At 64.0% G+C, this 15,577-nt stretch carries 14 protein-coding genes and 1 tRNA gene; 11 read left to right on the forward strand and 4 right to left on the reverse strand.

Going from position 1 to position 15,577, the window contains the following annotated elements; translation table 11 throughout:
* From N5P29_RS06385 to N5P29_RS06435, 11 genes are all read left to right on the forward strand, one after another.
* On the forward strand, positions 1 to 1,143 hold the full coding sequence (locus N5P29_RS06385) for an adenosine deaminase (protein ID WP_262277792.1): 1,143 nt from the start codon (positions 1 to 3) through the stop codon (positions 1,141 to 1,143).
* Complete coding sequence (locus N5P29_RS06390) at positions 1,121 to 1,798, forward strand: MazG nucleotide pyrophosphohydrolase domain-containing protein (RefSeq protein WP_262277793.1); 678 nt, start codon at positions 1,121 to 1,123, stop codon at positions 1,796 to 1,798. The genes N5P29_RS06385 and N5P29_RS06390 overlap by 23 nt, the downstream gene beginning before the upstream one ends.
* A gap of 116 nt (positions 1,799 to 1,914) precedes the next feature.
* Positions 1,915 to 3,195 carry a phosphopyruvate hydratase gene (eno, locus tag N5P29_RS06395; RefSeq protein ID WP_142939905.1) on the forward strand — a complete coding sequence of 427 codons (1,281 nt, stop codon included), beginning with the start codon at positions 1,915 to 1,917 and terminating at the stop codon, positions 3,193 to 3,195.
* Positions 3,196 to 3,326: 131 nt separating this feature from the next.
* Complete coding sequence (locus tag N5P29_RS06400; RefSeq protein ID WP_262277794.1) at positions 3,327 to 4,049, forward strand: FtsB family cell division protein; 723 nt, start codon at positions 3,327 to 3,329, stop codon at positions 4,047 to 4,049.
* Between the two features lie 68 nt (positions 4,050 to 4,117).
* Entirely contained in the window at positions 4,118 to 4,792 is a 675-nt protein-coding gene (locus N5P29_RS06405) for a DUF501 domain-containing protein (protein WP_262277795.1), read from the forward strand.
* Positions 4,789 to 5,745 (forward strand): Ppx/GppA phosphatase family protein, encoded by a 957-nt coding sequence (locus N5P29_RS06410; RefSeq protein ID WP_262277796.1) that lies wholly within the window; start codon positions 4,789 to 4,791, stop codon positions 5,743 to 5,745. The genes N5P29_RS06405 and N5P29_RS06410 overlap by 4 nt, the downstream gene beginning before the upstream one ends.
* A complete protein-coding gene (locus N5P29_RS06415) occupies positions 5,742 to 7,133 on the forward strand; it encodes a S8 family serine peptidase (RefSeq protein ID WP_262277797.1) in 1,392 nt (463 codons plus the stop codon). Before N5P29_RS06410 ends, N5P29_RS06415 begins: the two co-directional genes overlap by 4 nt.
* Positions 7,134 to 7,171: 38 nt before the next feature.
* Positions 7,172 to 8,620 carry an NAD(P)/FAD-dependent oxidoreductase gene (locus N5P29_RS06420; RefSeq protein WP_262277798.1) on the forward strand — a complete coding sequence of 483 codons (1,449 nt, stop codon included), beginning with the start codon at positions 7,172 to 7,174 and terminating at the stop codon, positions 8,618 to 8,620.
* Between the two features lie 108 nt (positions 8,621 to 8,728).
* Positions 8,729 to 9,307, forward strand: coding sequence for a GNAT family N-acetyltransferase (locus tag N5P29_RS06425; protein WP_315973381.1), 579 nt, complete (start codon positions 8,729 to 8,731; stop codon positions 9,305 to 9,307).
* 21 nt (positions 9,308 to 9,328) lie between these two features.
* Positions 9,329 to 9,402 (forward strand) — tRNA-Leu (locus N5P29_RS06430).
* A gap of 220 nt (positions 9,403 to 9,622) precedes the next feature.
* Entirely contained in the window at positions 9,623 to 10,990 is a 1,368-nt protein-coding gene (locus N5P29_RS06435; RefSeq protein ID WP_262277799.1) for an ABC transporter substrate-binding protein, read from the forward strand.
* A 385-nt stretch (positions 10,991 to 11,375) separates the two neighbouring features.
* On the opposite strand, the gene N5P29_RS06440 is transcribed toward N5P29_RS06435, so the two are convergent.
* Genes N5P29_RS06440 through N5P29_RS06455 form a run of 4 tightly spaced genes read right to left on the reverse strand, consistent with a single transcriptional unit; the run spans position 11,376 to position 15,429 of the window.
* Positions 11,376 to 12,146 (reverse strand): ABC transporter ATP-binding protein, encoded by a 771-nt coding sequence (locus N5P29_RS06440; RefSeq protein WP_262277800.1) that lies wholly within the window; start codon positions 12,144 to 12,146, stop codon positions 11,376 to 11,378.
* Complete coding sequence (locus N5P29_RS06445) at positions 12,143 to 13,177, reverse strand: ABC transporter ATP-binding protein (RefSeq protein ID WP_262277801.1); 1,035 nt, start codon at positions 13,175 to 13,177, stop codon at positions 12,143 to 12,145. Before N5P29_RS06445 ends, N5P29_RS06440 begins: the two co-directional genes overlap by 4 nt.
* Positions 13,174 to 14,142, reverse strand: coding sequence for a branched-chain amino acid ABC transporter permease (locus N5P29_RS06450; protein WP_262277802.1), 969 nt, complete (start codon positions 14,140 to 14,142; stop codon positions 13,174 to 13,176). Before N5P29_RS06450 ends, N5P29_RS06445 begins: the two co-directional genes overlap by 4 nt.
* Positions 14,143 to 14,151: 9 nt before the next feature.
* Complete coding sequence (locus N5P29_RS06455) at positions 14,152 to 15,429, reverse strand: branched-chain amino acid ABC transporter permease (RefSeq protein WP_262277803.1); 1,278 nt, start codon at positions 15,427 to 15,429, stop codon at positions 14,152 to 14,154.
* Positions 15,430 to 15,577: the final 148 nt, after the last annotated feature.

The raw sequence follows: 15,577 nt of genomic DNA on the forward strand, positions 1-15,577 counted from the left end.
GTGACTGAGCCCATACTTGACGCTGCCCCTGCCCTCGACTTCGATCTGAAGAGCCTGCCCAAGGTCTCCCTTCATGACCACCTGGATGGAGGCCTCCGCCCGGCCACCATCATTGAACTGGCCGAGGCTGTTGGCCACACGCTGCCCTCCACCGACCCCGTAGCCTTGGGCCAGTGGTTCCGCGACTCCGCTGATTCCGGTTCGCTGGTCCGTTACCTTGAAACGTTCGACCACACCATCGCGGTGATGCAGACCAAGGAAGGCCTCTTCCGTGTTGCCAAGGAATTTGTTGAGGACCTTGCCGAAGACGGCGTCGTGTACGGCGAAGTCCGTTGGGCGCCGGAGCAGCACCTCCAGAAGGGCCTGACCCTCGATGACGTGGTGGAGGCCGTCCAGGCAGGCCTGGAAGCCGGCGTAGACGCCGCCGAGGAGCGCGGCCAGCAGATCCAGGTGGGCCAGCTCATCACCGCCATGCGCCACGCTGACCGGGGCCAGGAAATCGCCGAACTCGCGGTCCGCCACCGGACCAACGGCGCCGTTGGCTTCGATATCGCCGGCGCCGAGGACGGCTTCCTGCCCTCCCGCTTCAAGGACGCCTTCACCTATCTCGCCGAGAACAACTTCCCGGCCACGGTCCATGCAGGCGAAGCCGCAGGCCTGGAGAGCATCCAGTCCGCGCTGGTTGACGGCAGGGCCCTGCGCCTGGGTCACGGCGTTCGGATTGCCGAGGACATTTCGGTCGAGTTTGAGGACCACGCGGACGACGACGGCGAGGACACCGTTGGCCTGGTGACCATCGGCAACATTGCCGGCTGGGTCCGTGACCGCGGAATCGCCCTGGAGATCTGCCCGTCCTCGAACCTGCAGACCGGCGCCGTTTCCGGTTTCGGCGAGGGCATTGAAAGCCACCCTGTGGACATGCTCTTCCAGCTGGGCTTCAACGTGACCATCAACACCGATAACCGCCTGATGAGCGGGGTCACCCTCACGGATGAGTTCGAACTTCTGGTGGAGACCTTCGACTACGACCTTGATGACCTGTTGGAACTGACCCTCAACGCAGCCGAGGCAGCCTTCCTGCCGCTGGACGAGCGTGAAGCTTTGGTTGAGTACATCAACGATGCCTACGCCAACCTCGGCTAACAAGTCCGGCCTCGACGCGCTGCTGGGGACTATTGCGGCCCTGCGTGAGCACTGCCCCTGGATGGGCGCGCTCACGCACGAGTCGCTGGTTGAGTATCTGATCGAGGAAGCCTATGAAGTGGTGGACTCGATCGAGGCCGGCGCTGTTGACGATGAGCTCCGCGGCGAGCTGGGTGATGTGCTGCTTCAGGTAGTGCTTCATGCCCGGCTCGCCGAGGAGCGCGGCAGTTTCGACTTCGAAGCAGTGGCACGGGGCATCAACGCGAAGATGGTCCGGCGCAACGGGCACGTCTTCAAAGCTGACGGTTCCCTGCAGGAGACTTTCCCGGCAAGCGTCGAGGAAATCATCGTCAAGTGGGACGCAGCCAAACGGGCCGAGAAGCCCGAACGCGAGGATCCTTTCGAGGGCATACCTCCGCACCTCCCGGCGTTGGCGGCGGCGCAGAAGTCCCTGGACCGGGCGGAGCGGGCTGGCCTCGGCACCCAAGGTGCCACGGCCGCCGTCGTAATTCCTGGAATCCCGGACTCGGAAGAGGCGCTCGGTGGGTTGCTGCTGGGGATCGTCGCCGGAGCCCGGGAGAAGGGATTCGACGCCGAGCGCGCCCTCCGGGCCGCTGTTCGATCGTTTCAGAACAGCACAGGCCGGCCTTCATGACGTGAAAGGTTGGAATTCGTTCCGTAACCTGAGCCACTCTGGACTACGCTAGTAGCGACGAGGACGTTGAGAATTTCCCTCCTCATTCCTGTAATTTGCCCATAAGGAGCACATCCATGGCGCTTATCGATGCCATCCACGCACGCGAGATCCTTGATTCCCGCGGAAACCCGACCGTAGAAGTTGAGGTTCTGCTCTCCGACGGCCAGATCGGCCGCGCAGCAGTTCCCTCCGGTGCTTCCACCGGCGAGCACGAAGCTGTCGAACTCCGCGACGGCGACAAGGGCCGTTACCTCGGCAAGGGTGTCCAGAAGGCCGTCGACGCCGTCATCGACGAGATCTCCCCGGCACTCATTGGCTTCGACGCCACTGACCAGCGCAGCATCGACCAGGCCATGATCGACCTCGACGGCACCCCGAACAAGGGCAAGCTGGGCGCCAACGCCATCCTGGGTGTCTCCCTGGCCGTGGCCAACGCTGCCGCAGCTTCGGCCGACCTGCCGCTCTACAAGTACCTGGGCGGCCCGAACGCCCACGTCCTGCCTGTTCCGCTGATGAACATCCTCAACGGTGGCTCGCACGCCGACTCCGATGTCGACATCCAGGAATTCATGATCGCCCCGATCGGCGCCGAGACCTTCTCCGAGGGCCTGCGCTGGGGCGTTGAGGTCTACCACAACCTCAAGGCCGTCCTCCAGGAAAAGGGCCTGTCCACGGGCCTCGGCGACGAAGGTGGCTTCGCCCCCAACCTGCCGTCCAACCGCGCTGCCCTGGACCTCATCACCGAGGCCATCAAGAACGCCGGCTACACCCCGGGCACGGACATTGCCCTTGCACTGGACGTTGCCTCCTCCGAGTTCTACAAGGACGGCGCTTACCAGTTCGAAGGCAAGGCACTTTCGGCCACCGAGATGAGCGCCTACTACGCCGAACTCGTCGCCGACTACCCGCTGGTTTCCATCGAGGACCCGCTGGACGAGAACGACTGGGAAGGCTGGAAGACCCTCACCGACACCATCGGTGACAAGGTCCAGCTGGTGGGCGATGACCTCTTCGTCACCAACCCGGTCCGCCTGCAGCAGGGCATCGACGCCGCAACGGCAAACTCCCTGCTGGTCAAGGTCAACCAGATCGGCTCCCTGACCGAAACCCTGGACGCCGTTTCCCTGGCCCAGCGTTCGGGCTACACCACCATCACCTCGCACCGCTCCGGCGAAACCGAGGACACCACGATTGCCGACATCGCCGTTGCCACCAACGCCGGTCAGATCAAGACCGGTGCCCCGGCCCGCTCCGAGCGCGTTGCCAAGTACAACCAGCTGCTGCGCATCGAAGAAGAACTCGACGACGCCGCACGCTACGCCGGCCGCAGCGCGTTCCCGCGTTTCAAGGGCTAGCCTTCAGCGAAAACAGCTGACCGGTGGCTATGGTGGAAAGACCATGGCCACCGGTTCTGTTTAAGGCTGGCCAGGTTCGAAAGCAAGCGCTGCAACCCCGCCAGGCAAGCGCCGGGCATTACAGGAGTGTCATGGCCACCCGTCGACCAAAAGTACCCAGGGCCGACGCCCTTGGCCGCCCGGCAGGCGCAGCACGCCCAGCCGGTGCTTCCGCTTCCGGCCGTCCCGCCGCCCAGGCTTCGGACGACGCCGATGTCATCACCTTGGGTGCGGCACGCACCACTGATAAATCGTCAACGACCACTAAATCGTCGACGACGGCGACAGGCACCAAGGCACCTGCGGCCAAGTCGGCCCCCGCTTCCGCAAAGCCAAAGAGCGGCAGCAAGGGTAATGCGCAGAAGCGAACAGGCAAGGCGCCCTCCAAGGACAGGGCGGACCGAGGATCCGAACACCTTGATCCCGTACCTGCGAAGGCCTTTTCCGGCAGGATGCTGGCCTTGGCCGTGGTGATGATCGCCATCACGGTCCTCCTGGCGCCCACAGTGAAGATTTTCCTGGAGAAGCGCTCCGAAATCTCGGCACTGGAAGCCGAGATTGCAAGCCGGAAAGCCGAGCAGACGGAGCTGAACAAGCAGATCTCCCGGTGGCAGGATCCCAACTATGTGAAACAGCAGGCCCGCGACCGCATTAACATGGTTATGCCGGGTGAAACAGGTTACTGGGTGTTTGGCGGGGAAGATGCCGCCGGCACGCCAGGTGGCCGCACCGGCTCCGGATCGACTGCAAACCCGGAGAATCTGCCGTGGGTGGATGCTCTCTGGGAGTCCATCAGACGATCGGCAACTGACTAGACGCGGCGCCCACCGCCGTCGTGTCCGCATGGGACACGGCAAAAAGGGCAGGAAGGTTGGCAGCGCAAGTGGAAGAGAACACGGCAGCCGTGCCGCAGGAATCCCGCCAGCCATCAGCACACGATCTCGAGGTCCTCAGCCGCCAGCTCGGCAGGCCCGTCCGCGACGTCGTGGAGATCCCCGCACGCTGTGTCTGCGGCAACCCGTTGGTGGCGGCAACCGCGCCCCGGCTCAGCAACGGTACTCCGTTCCCCACCACCTTCTACCTGACCCACCCCGTTATCACCTCCGCGGTGTCGCGGCTTGAAGCGGGCGGGCTCATGAATGAGATGAACGATCGCCTGGCCGGCGACGATGAACTGGCTGGCGCCTACAAGGGTGCCCACGAGGCCTACCTGCAGGCCCGCAATGAGATCGCGGACCGTTCCGGCACGGGTGCTGTTCCTGAAATTGATGGGATCTCCGCCGGTGGCATGCCCACCCGCGTGAAGTGCCTGCATGTCCTGGTGGGCCACTCGCTGGCAGCCGGTCCCGGCGTGAACCCGCTCGGAGACGAAGCGCTGGAGGCCATTGCCGAGTGGTGGACCAAGGACCGCTGCTATTGCGACGGAGCCTGGGATACCGCTGGTGAGGCACCCTCGAGGGACTTGAGCCGCCATGGACCGCAAGGCCTTCCGGACATCGTGGGCCGTCCCGCGCCGGTGCGGAAGTCCAAATCCGCGGCCGACGAGGGAACAGTATGAGCCGTGTGGCCGCCATCGATTGCGGCACCAACTCCATCCGCCTGCTCATCGCCGACGCGACGGAGAGCGGGGCACCCGGGCCGCTTATCGACGTCGTGCGTGAAATGCGCGTGGTTCGGCTTGGCCAGGGCGTGGACGCCACAGGCGAGCTGGCTCCGGAGGCCTTGGAACGGACGTTCGCGGCCGCCGGTGACTATGCAGCACTGATCAAAGAGCATGGCGCGGAGCGGGTCCGTTTCGCAGCCACCTCCGCAACCCGTGATGCCCGCAACCGCCAGGTCTTCGTGGACGGCATCCGCGACCTTCTGGGTGTGGAGCCCGAAGTCATCAGCGGCGACGAGGAAGCCGCGCTGTCCTTCGCCGGGGCCAGCAGCGCACTGCCCGCGATGGGGGAGAAGGCCGTCCTGGTGGTGGATCTTGGCGGCGGGAGCACCGAGTTTGTCCTGGGCGATTCGGCAGGAGTCATCGCGGCGCGTTCGGTGGACATCGGCTGCGTGCGGCTCACGGAGCGCCACCTTCGCAATGATCCGCCAACTGCCGCGCAGGTCGCCGCGGCAGAGGCCGACGTCGATGCCGCCCTTGACCTCGCCGCGGAAACTGTCCCGCTGGCGCGCGCGACGGCGGTTGTCGGCGTGGCGGGTTCCATCACCACCATCACTGCCCACGCGTTGGGCCTGAGCGCCTATCAGCCCGAGCGGATCCACGGTGCTTCCCTGGACCTGGCCACCATCAGCGATGCGTGCACCAACCTGCTTGAGATGACGCGGGCAGAACGTTCTGCCCTTCCCTACATGCACCCCGGCCGTGTGGACGTCATAGGCGCAGGTGCTTTGGTGTGGCGTCGTATCCTGGCGCGCCTGGCCGAAGTCAGCGATGGCAGCATCCGGACAGCCGTGTCCAGTGAGCACGACATCCTGGACGGCATCGCGCTCAGCATCCGGGACGCCGTATGACGGTGCCACAACGGCGCACCATCTCCGCGTTGCTTGCCGCCGTGATGGCTGGCGGCGCGCTGCTTGGCGCCCTTGTGACGGCGCCAGCCGCTGCTGCGGATGCCTGGCGGGACAAAGAGTTCTGGATCAAAGATTCCGGTGTCGCCAACGCCTGGCAGGTCTCAAAGGGCGCAGGGGTCAAGGTGGCGGTCATCGACAGTGGCGTCGATGGAAACCACCCCGACCTCAAAGGCGCCGTAGTTGGCGGGACTGATGTCTCCGGAGCCGGGGCGCCCAACGGGCAGAAGAGCATTGGAGCCAAGACCGAGCACGGAACACTGGTGGCCACCATGTTGGCCGGCCGCGGCCACACGACCCCGACGCCGCCGCCGTCGGCTTCTGCCTCGGCCACTCCGGCCCCTGTGCCCACCACGCCTCCGGCAGGAGGACCGGACGGAATCGTTGGCGTGGCGCCGGAGGCGGAGATCCTCTCGGTCTCCACCTGGCTTGGCTCGCCCAACCCTGGCGGCAAGACCGACCAGGAACAGATTCCCGATGCCGTTCGCTGGGCCGTTGACAACGGCGCGAAGGTCATCAACATTTCCCTCGGCAGTACTTCGCCGGACTGGCCGCAGAGCTGGGATGCAGCTTTCCTCTATGCAGAGCAGAAGGACGTGGTGATTGTTGCCGCTGCCGGGAACAGGGTAGGTGGCAATATCCAGGTTGGCGCCCCGGCAACCATCCCCGGCGTCCTCACCGTGGCCGGCCTGGACGGCGAAGGCCGTGCAAGCATCGATTCATCGTCCCAGGGCATCAGCATCGGGGTTGCAGCTCCGGCCGAGAACCTCGTTGGAGGTATCCCGGGAGGCGGCTACGCCGAGTGGGCAGGAACGTCCGGGGCCGCGCCGATAGTGTCCGGCGTGGCGGCCCTCATCCGGTCCAAGTGGCCGGAGATGAGTGCCAGCCAGGTCATCAACAGGATTGTCAGTACAGCCAAGGACGCGGGAGCTCCTGGTAAGGACCCGATTTACGGCTACGGGATCCTCGACGCCGAGGCCGCCCTCAAAGGCGATGTCCCCGCCACCAGCAGCAACCCCTTGGGCTCCATCGCAGACTGGATCCGTGTTCACCGCCGCGGGGTCCTCAGTGAACCCTCGCGGGCTCCGGTGGCCAGTCCGACCAGCGCCCCGCCAACGTTGGCCGATCCCACAGTCCCGGCAGCGAAGACGCCGGCGACAGTCGACGAGGCCTTGCCGGCCGCCGTCGTGCTTGGATTCGGTGCCCTTTTCATCGCCTTGGTGACCGGGGCCGCCATCCAGCTGCGGCGGGTTTCGAGGAATCCTCCCGCCGTCCCCGAAGAGGCAGAGACGGGAACGCTGGAAGTTGTGGATCCGCCCTCCAAAACGTAGTTAGTGAAGATTTTCACAAAGTGTTGTACTCTGGACTCATGGCAACCACCCCAGAGCTCATCGACCGTCCCCGGGTTCTCGTCGTCGGCGGCGGCTACGTCGGCCTGTACGTAGCACTCAAACTGCAGAAGAAGATCGCGAATGCAGGTGGCATCGTCACCGTCGTCGATCCGCTGCCCTACATGACTTACCAGCCGTTCCTCCCTGAGGTGGCCGGTGGCAACATCGAGGCACGCCACGCCGTCGTCTCCCACCGCCAGCACCTGAAGCAGACTGAGCTCATCCAGGGCCGCGTCACTGGCATCGACCACGCCAACCGCACTGCAGTGGTGGCTCCCTCCGATGGTGGCGAGCCGTTCGAGATTCCGTACTTCGACGTCGTCATCGCAGCTGGTGCCATCACCCGTACCTTCCCCATCAAGGGCCTCGCGGACAAGGGCATCGGCCTGAAGACCATCGAGGAAGCCGTTGCACTGCGCAACAAGGTCCTGGAGCGCATCGAAGCCGCTTCCACCATGACCGACCCCGCAGAGCGCGCCAAGGCACTGACCTTCGTGGTGGTTGGTGGCGGCTTTGCCGGCATCGAGTGCCTCACCGAAATGGAAGACCTCGCCCGCGCTGCGGTCCGTAACAACCCGCGCATCCGCCAGGAGGAAGTCCGCTTCATCCTGGTCGAAGCCATGGGCCGCATCATGCCCGAGGTCACTGCTTCGCAGGCCGAGTGGGTTGTGGAGCACCTCCGCAGCCGCGGTATCGAAGTCCTCCTCAACACCTCCCTGGACAGTGCCGAGGACAACCTCAAGCTGATCAACCTGCCGGACAAGACCTCCGCCGGTGAAGTTGAAGCCGACACCCTCGTTTGGGCTGCCGGTGTGCAGGCCAACCCGATGATCCGCTCCACCGACTTCCCGCTGGAGCCGCGCGGCCGTGTCCGCGTCCTCCCGGACCTGCGCATCGCAGGCGACGAGGGCATCATCGAGAACGCCTGGGCCGCCGGCGACATCGCCGCTGTTCCGGACCTCACGGGCAAGGGCCTGCCGGATGGCACCTGCGTCCCGAACGCCCAGCACGCACTTCGCCAGGCCAAGAAGCTCGCCAAGAACCTCTGGGCTTCCCGCTGGGACAAGCCGCTGCACGACTACAAGCACAAGAACCTCGGTGCTGTTGCCGGCTTCGGCGAATGGAAGGGCGTTGCCAACATCAACCTGCTGGGCCGTATCGGCCTCAAGGGCGGCCTCGCCTGGCTCGCACACCGTGGTTACCACGGCATGGCGATGCCCACGGTTGAGCGCAAGTTCCGCGTAGTGTTCGGATGGATCCTGTCCTTCTTCGCCGGCCGCGACACCACGCAGCTGATCGACCTCGATAACCCGCGCGGTGCTTTCGTTGCCGCAGCAACCCCGGCTCCCAAGCCGGCCGCTGCACCGGCACCGGCCGCCGAGAAGCCCGCCGAGGCCAAGACTCCGGTCACCGCTGACGCCAAGTAGTTCACGCCCGACGGCGGCTGCTCCCATAAGGGGAGTGGCCGCCGTCGGCGTTTAACCGCGAATGACGACGACGCCGCAGCGGGTTCCGACGGCCCCTAGACTGTAGCCATGGCTGGCGAAACCGACATTGACGCCCTGCTGCAGCCGGGCAGGGGAATCGTGCTCCGGAGCGAGCAACACCAGGACCGGGCGGAAATCCTTGAGCTGACAGCACAGGCCTTCTCCATCTCGCCGGTCACCGGCCAAGCGGTGGAAGGCACCCCGGTTGAGGTTGGCTTGCTGCGGGAGCTGTTCGAGTGCGGGGAATACATCCCCGAGCTCAGCATTGTGGCGGAGATCGACGGGGGCATCGTGGGCCACGTCATCAGTACCCGCGGCTGGGTGGGGGATGAGCCCTTCCTTGGGCTCGGTCCGATCGGTGTGGCTCCCGCAGTGCAGCGGCGGGGGATCGGGTCGGCGCTCTTGCAGGAAACCGCTGAGCGCGCCGCGGCCGCCGGCGAGCCGGGCATCGCCTTGCTGGGCAGCCCTGGCTATTACCCGCGCTTTGGGTACGTTCCGGCCGTCTCCTTGGGCGTTCGGCCGCCGGAAGCCGGCTGGGGTGACCACTTCCAGGTACTGGCACTTCCAGGCTGGCACGACGGCGTCCGCGGCACCTTCCGCTTCGCGGCGCCCTTCGGAAGGCTGTAGCTGGGATACCATGGTCCGGGCGCCCCAGTAGCCCAATTGGCAGAGGCATCAGACTTAAAATCTGCGTGTTGTGGGTTCGAGTCCCACCTGGGGCACTGCGGGAAGGGGAGCGTCTGCTCCCCTTCCTTTTTTCGTTTTCTTCTCGGAGAATCTTCCCAGCAGGCTCGTAGATTCCCCACAGGCAACGAGTGTTATAGGGATGTGACCTGAATCACTTATGTTCCCGGATCAATTGCACTAGTTTGAGTCCTAATCAGGAACACCTGAGTAATCGCATCAAAGGCAGTTCGCACCTTTCGATCGAGGAGACAACGAATGTTTGATCTTTCCCAAGCGGCGCCCCGGGCCGCCAAGCTAACAGCGCTTGGCATTGGGGTGGCTCTTCTCGCCACAGCTTGTGGTGGGTCCTCTACGCCGAGCCAGACCGGCTCAGGCTCCGGCTCCAGTTCCGCAGCCGCGGCGGGGATTTCCTGCCCGGCTCCCAGCGCGGGGGCGGGTGCCGGCAACAGCCAGGCCGCCACCAACTCTGGACCTGTACCTCCTTCGACCACCACGACGTCCACGCCGCTGAAGATTGGATCGCTCCTGCCGACAACGGGGTCGCTGGCGTTCCTTGGCCCACCGGAAATTGCCGGCGTGAACCTCGGCATCAAGGAAGTCAACGACGCCGGCGGTGTCCTGGGCGCTCCTGTGTCCGTGGTCCACCGCGACTCCGGTGACACCAAGACCGACATCGCCACGCAGTCCACCACGGCACTGCTCGGACAGGGCGTCAGCGCCATCATCGGTGCAGCGTCCTCGGGTGTTTCCAAGACGGTCATCAACCAGATCACCGGTGCCGGCGTCATCCAGTTCTCGCCCGCGAACACGTCGCCTGACTTCACCACCTGGGACGACAAGGGACTGTACTGGCGTACTGCACCGTCCGATGTCCTGCAGGGCAAGGTGCTCGGCAACTACATGGCTACCTGTGGCGCCCAGACCGTTGGCATGATCGTATTGAACGACGCTTACGGAACCGGCCTCCAGAAGAACGTGAAGGAAGCCTTCGAAGCAGCCGGTGGCAAGGTCGTAGCCGAGGAACTGTTCAACGAGGGTGACTCCCAGTTCAGCAGCCAGGTGGACAAGGTCCTGGCCGCCAAGCCGGACGCCATCGCACTGATCACCTTTGACCAGGCCAAGAGCATCGTCCCGCTGATCACCGGCAAGGGCATCAAGCCCACGCAGCTGTTCATGGTGGACGGCAACACCTCCGACTACAGCAAGGACTTCCAGAAGGGCACGCTGAAGGGGGCCCAGGGAACCATCCCGGGTACCTTCGCCAAGGACGACTTCAAGAAGAAGCTCCTGGCCATCGACCCGGCCCTGAAGGACTACAGCTACGCGGGTGAGTCCTACGACGCCGTGAACCTGATTGCGCTGGCAGCCGAGGCCGCCAAGAGCACCAAGGGCACGGACATCGCAGCCAAGCTGAAGGAAGTCTCTGAAGGTGGCGAGAAGTGCAACAGCTACGCCGCTTGCGTGACGCTCCTCCGCCAGGGCAAGGACATCGACTACGACGGCCAGTCCGGTCCTGTCACGTTCTCCGACGCCGGTGACCCCACCGAGGCCTACATCGGTATCTACGAATACCAGGACGACAACACTTACAAGCCCGTCCGTGAAGAGTTCGGCAAGCTCTAAGCCGCCCGCTCTCCACTAGGCCGAACAGGTCCCCTTCCACCGGAAGGGGACCTGTTCCGTTTAAGGCAACGCGGGGTCACTTATGGCCCCTTCGAAGGCTAAACATGGGCCATAAGTGACCCCGCGTTGCTTGTGGAGTGGGCGGGAGGTTCGACGGCGGTGCTTGGGGGAGTGCCGCCGTCGTCGGTTTTGTTGGTGGTGCGGGAGGTGCGGCTGCGACCCACTTTGGGCCCACCACATTGCCCGGCGCGCGGGGTTTCGCGGCGTGTCAGTGGGTGGGTGCGCTCAAAGTGGGTCGTGGCGGCCCGGGGGAGCCCTGACATGCAAAAGGGCGGGCCCGGGATCAGGAACCTGACCCGGACCCGCCCTTCGGCTGGTGCGGTTGCTAGACCTCGTCGGCCAATGTGCCGAGGTAGAGCTGGATGACCTTGGGGTCCTTCATCAGTTCGCGGCCAGTGCCCGTGTACGCGTCCTTGCCCTGGTCAAGGACATAGCCGCGGTCGCAGATCTGGAGGCAACGGCGTGCGTTTTGTTCCACCATGATCACCGAAACACCGGCGCGGTTGATTTCGTGGACCCGGAGGAACGTCTCGTCCTGCTTGACGGGGGAGAGGCCGGCGGAGGGCTCGTCCAGGAGCAGCACCGCTGGATCCATCATGAGTGCCCTGCCCATGGCCACCATCTGGCGTTCGCCACCGGAGAGGGAACCTGCCCGTTGCGCACGCCGCTTGGCCAGTTCCGGGAACAGGCTGGCAACGAAATCAAAGCGTTCGGCGAACACCTTGGGCCGCTGGAACATCCCCATTTGAAGGTTCTCTTCGATGGTCAACGTGGCGAACACGTTGTTGGTTTGCGGCACGAAGCCCACACCCTGGGTGACCAGCTTGTTCGCCTTCAGCCCTGTGAGGTCCTGTCCGCGCACCACAACGGTGCCCGAGTGGACCTTGACCAGGCCGAACATGGCTTTGAGCAGTGTCGACTTGCCGGCGCCGTTGGGCCCAATGATGCCGATGAGCTCGCCCTTGCGGGCTTCGATGCTGCAGCCGTTCAGGATGTTGACGCCAGGGATGTACCCTGCGACGAGGTTGGTGACTTTGACCACGGCCTCGTCTGTGGGGGCGGAGGCCGGAACCGGCATTGCACTGGTGCTGCTCATTTGCCCTCCTCTTTCCTGTGGTCGGCGGTAGTGGGTTCGGTGGTGGGAGCGATCGTCGTGGATTCGGGGATGTCCGACAGGATGCCGGCATCCTCGGTTCCGACGACCGACTCGTCGTCCGCCTCAAGTTCTGCCTCGAGTTCCTTGATGCCTTCGGCATCGCCGAGGTCGACATCGTGGTGGGCGCCAAGGTAGGCGTCGATGACGGCAGGGTTCTTCATGACTTCGCCGGGAGGTCCTTCGGCGACAACCTTGCCTTCGGCCATGACCACCACCCAGTCAGCGATGTGGCGGACCATGTTCATGTCGTGCTCAACGAACAGCACGGTCATGCCTTCGGCCTTGAGGTTCTTGATGTGGTCCAGCAGCGACTGCGTCAGGGCAGGGTTGACGCCTGCCATCGGCTCATCGAGCATGACGAGCTTGGGTTTGACCATCAAGGACCGTGCCATCTCCAGGAGCTTCCGCTGGCCACCCGAGAGAGACGCTGCGTAGTCGTCCTTCTTGGCGTCGAGCTTGAATTTCTCCAGCAGGATGTTTGCTTGGTCGGTGATCTCTTTTTCGCGGCCGCCCCAGATGCCTTTGAACAGGGCCTTGGAGAGCCGTTCGCCAGGCTGGTTGGCAGCGCCGAGCCGCATGTTTTCCATGACCGTCAGCTTGCCCATCACCTTGGTCAGCTGGAAAGTCCGGACCATGCCCATGCGTGCCACTTTGTAGGAGGACACGCCAGCCAGGCTGTTCCCTTCGAACTGCCACTTTCCGGTGTTGGGGGTATCGAATCCCGTCAGCAGGTTGAACAGAGTGGTCTTGCCTGCACCGTTGGGCCCGATCAGCGCAGTGATCTTATGGCGGGGGATTTCAAGATATTCGACGTCGACGGCGTTGATGCCGCCAAAGGAACGCGTCACATCTTCTGCCACCACGATCGGATCGCGCTTCTTGCAGCCAGGGGTGTTTTCCCCGACGGCGATGGGGCGCATATCAGTCATGTAGTCGATATTTTCGGTATTACGTTCGTTGGTCTCACTCATGCGAAAGCAAGCTCCTTCTTATTGCCGAACACGCCCTGCGGGCGGAAGATCATCAGGAGCATCAGGGCCACGCCCACCAGGATGTAGCGCAGCTGGCCGGCCTGGACTGTGGTCAGCCAGGTGATGACTCCCGATTCGATGAGGCCATAGAGCAGGCTCTGGGTCAGCGAGAGCACGACCCAGAAGATCATTGCCCCGATGACCGGCCCCAGTACCGTGGCCATGCCGCCGAGCAGGAGGCAGGTCCAGAGGAAGAACGTCAGTTCCGTGCCGTAGTTGGACGGCTGGACGGCGCCGCGGGGGAGCGTGAAGATCATGCCGGCCAAGGCACCGAGGACACCACCGATGACAAGTGCCTGCATCTTGTAGGAGTACACGTTCTTGCCGAGGGAGCGCACGGCGTTTTCGTCCTCCCGGATGCCCTTGAGCACACGTCCCCACGGGCTGCGCATCAGAAGCCAGACCAGCAGGCAGCACACGACCACCAGGGCCCAACCGACAACGCGGATAAAGAAGTCCCTGTTGTTCATGCCCATGTACGAGCCCTCGGGGAAGGGGTTCATGGCGTAGAAGTCACCCTCGAAAGCTGCCAGGCCGTTTGCCGAACCGGTGACGCTGGTCAGCTGGTTGGTGGTGACAACGTACCGGACGATCTCTGCCGCAGCGATGGTCACGATGGCGAGGTAATCGGCACGCAGCCGGAGGGTCGGAATACCCAGGATGAAGGCGAAAATCACCGAGCAAAGGATCGCGATCAGCAAACCAATGAAGAACGGTGCCTTGAATGTCAGGGTGGAGATGGCGAAGCCGTAGGCCCCCACCGCCATGAAGCCTGCCTGGCCGAAGTTCAGGAGGCCCGAGTAGCCGAAGTGAACGGCAAGGCCCAAAGCGGCAAGCGCGTAGGCCGCCGTCGTCGGACTGAAAAGTTCGCCAAGGGCGCTGGAAAGAATGAATCCGAAGTCCATGGCCCGCTCCTAACCCACACGCTCACGCCGGCCGAGGATACCCTGCGGTCGGAACAAAAGGACAACGATCATGATGAAGAGGGCGCCAACGTACTTGAGGTCGGCAGGAAGGCCGAAAACTGTCGTCAGTTCCACGAAGATGCCTACGACGATCGAACCGATCAGGGCACCGAACACCGTGCCCAAGCCACCAAGCGTCACGCCGGCGAAGATCAGCAACAGGATCTGGGAGCCCATGTCGAAGGTCACGCCGGGGCGGTAGTAGGCCCAGAGGATGCCGCCGAGCGAAGCCAGGACGCCGCCGACAATCCACACGATGCGGATGACCGAGTCGACGTCGATACCCGAGGCTGCAGCCAGAGCAGGGTTGTCGGCCACCGCGCGGGTTGCCTTGCCCAGGCGGGTCTTCAGCAGGATGAAGCCGATCAGGGCGATCACCACGGCGCTGATGATCAGTGACCACAGGTTGTTGGGCGAGATCGAGACAGGGCCGATCTGGATCTCTGCGCTCTGGGCACCGGGCAGCTGTTGTGTTGCGCCGCCGAAGAAGAACTGGATGACGTACCGGATGGCCAAGGCAAGGCCGATGCTGACGATCATCATGGGGACCAGGCCGGAGCCGCGCCGCCGCAGGGGCCGCCAGAGTCCGGCGTCCTGGACGTATCCGAAGAGACCGCCACCGACCAGGGCCAGCAGGATTGCCAGCCAGAAGGGGAATCCGAAACCGTTGAACATGAAAACGAGTACGGCGCCCAGGGTGACCATCTCACCGTGGGCGAAGTTGGTCAGGCCTGTGGTTCCGAAGATCAGGGAGAGTCCCACGGCAGCCAGGGCGAGGAGGAGGCCGAAGCTCAAACCCGCAACCAGGCGGTTCAGGAGGTTCTGCCCGAAGTCCTGTTGTTGGACCACAATGCCTTTGCCGAAGGCGAAGATGACTGACAGGTTGGACGTCTGGCTGAACGTCACGTTCCGCGGATTCTCCTGGCCGTCAGCGAGCTTGATGCCTTCAGGCAGCGTTGAAGTATCAAGCTCCACCTTGTAGGTGCCTTGGACAGGGACCCCGATGCTCCATGCGCCGTTGGATCCGGAGGTGGCTTCACCTTCGAATCCGTTGCCGGAGGCCTTGATCTTGACGCCGGATATCGGGGCGCGGGCATCGTCGCGGAGGAAGCCGCTGATGCTGTTCTGGAAATTGGTGGCGGATGGCGAAGGCGAGGGGGTGGTTGCCTCCGCCGCGGGAGCGGCGATCAGCAGTACAGCAAGGAGGGATGCAAACAGCGCCCCCATTGCTCTCTGCAGTCCCTTGGACCGTCTGATGGACGGGTCGCGCAGTGTGCTTCTCAAAATGGAAACCTCCACAGTGGGGGTGGTCCCGGCTGCGCCATTGCAGCCGGTGCGAACGGGTCATGGGGCTTGTGAACAGTACTTGCCTAGC

This window comes from Paenarthrobacter sp. JL.01a (assembly GCF_025452095.1).
Lineage (GTDB): Bacteria > Actinomycetota > Actinomycetes > Actinomycetales > Micrococcaceae > Arthrobacter.

Bases quoted from the DNA above. Each gene is read 5' to 3' on its own strand.
- N5P29_RS06390 (WP_262277793.1), top strand. From the start codon at position 1,121: ATGCCTACGCCAACCTCGGCTAACAAGTCCGGCCTCGACGCGCTGCTG.
- eno (WP_142939905.1), top strand. From the start codon at position 1,915: ATGGCGCTTATCGATGCCATCCACGCACGCGAGATCCTTGATTCCCGC.
- N5P29_RS06400 (WP_262277794.1), top strand. From the start codon at position 3,327: ATGGCCACCCGTCGACCAAAAGTACCCAGGGCCGACGCCCTTGGCCGC.
- N5P29_RS06410 (WP_262277796.1), top strand. From the start codon at position 4,789: ATGAGCCGTGTGGCCGCCATCGATTGCGGCACCAACTCCATCCGCCTG.
- N5P29_RS06415 (WP_262277797.1), top strand. From the start codon at position 5,742: ATGACGGTGCCACAACGGCGCACCATCTCCGCGTTGCTTGCCGCCGTG.
- N5P29_RS06420 (WP_262277798.1), top strand. From the start codon at position 7,172: ATGGCAACCACCCCAGAGCTCATCGACCGTCCCCGGGTTCTCGTCGTC.
- N5P29_RS06425 (WP_315973381.1), top strand. From the start codon at position 8,729: ATGGCTGGCGAAACCGACATTGACGCCCTGCTGCAGCCGGGCAGGGGA.
- N5P29_RS06435 (WP_262277799.1), top strand. From the start codon at position 9,623: ATGTTTGATCTTTCCCAAGCGGCGCCCCGGGCCGCCAAGCTAACAGCG.
- N5P29_RS06440 (WP_262277800.1), bottom strand. From the start codon at position 12,146: ATGAGCAGCACCAGTGCAATGCCGGTTCCGGCCTCCGCCCCCACAGAC.
- N5P29_RS06445 (WP_262277801.1), bottom strand. From the start codon at position 13,177: ATGAGTGAGACCAACGAACGTAATACCGAAAATATCGACTACATGACT.
- N5P29_RS06450 (WP_262277802.1), bottom strand. From the start codon at position 14,142: ATGGACTTCGGATTCATTCTTTCCAGCGCCCTTGGCGAACTTTTCAGT.
- N5P29_RS06455 (WP_262277803.1), bottom strand. From the start codon at position 15,429: ATGGGGGCGCTGTTTGCATCCCTCCTTGCTGTACTGCTGATCGCCGCT.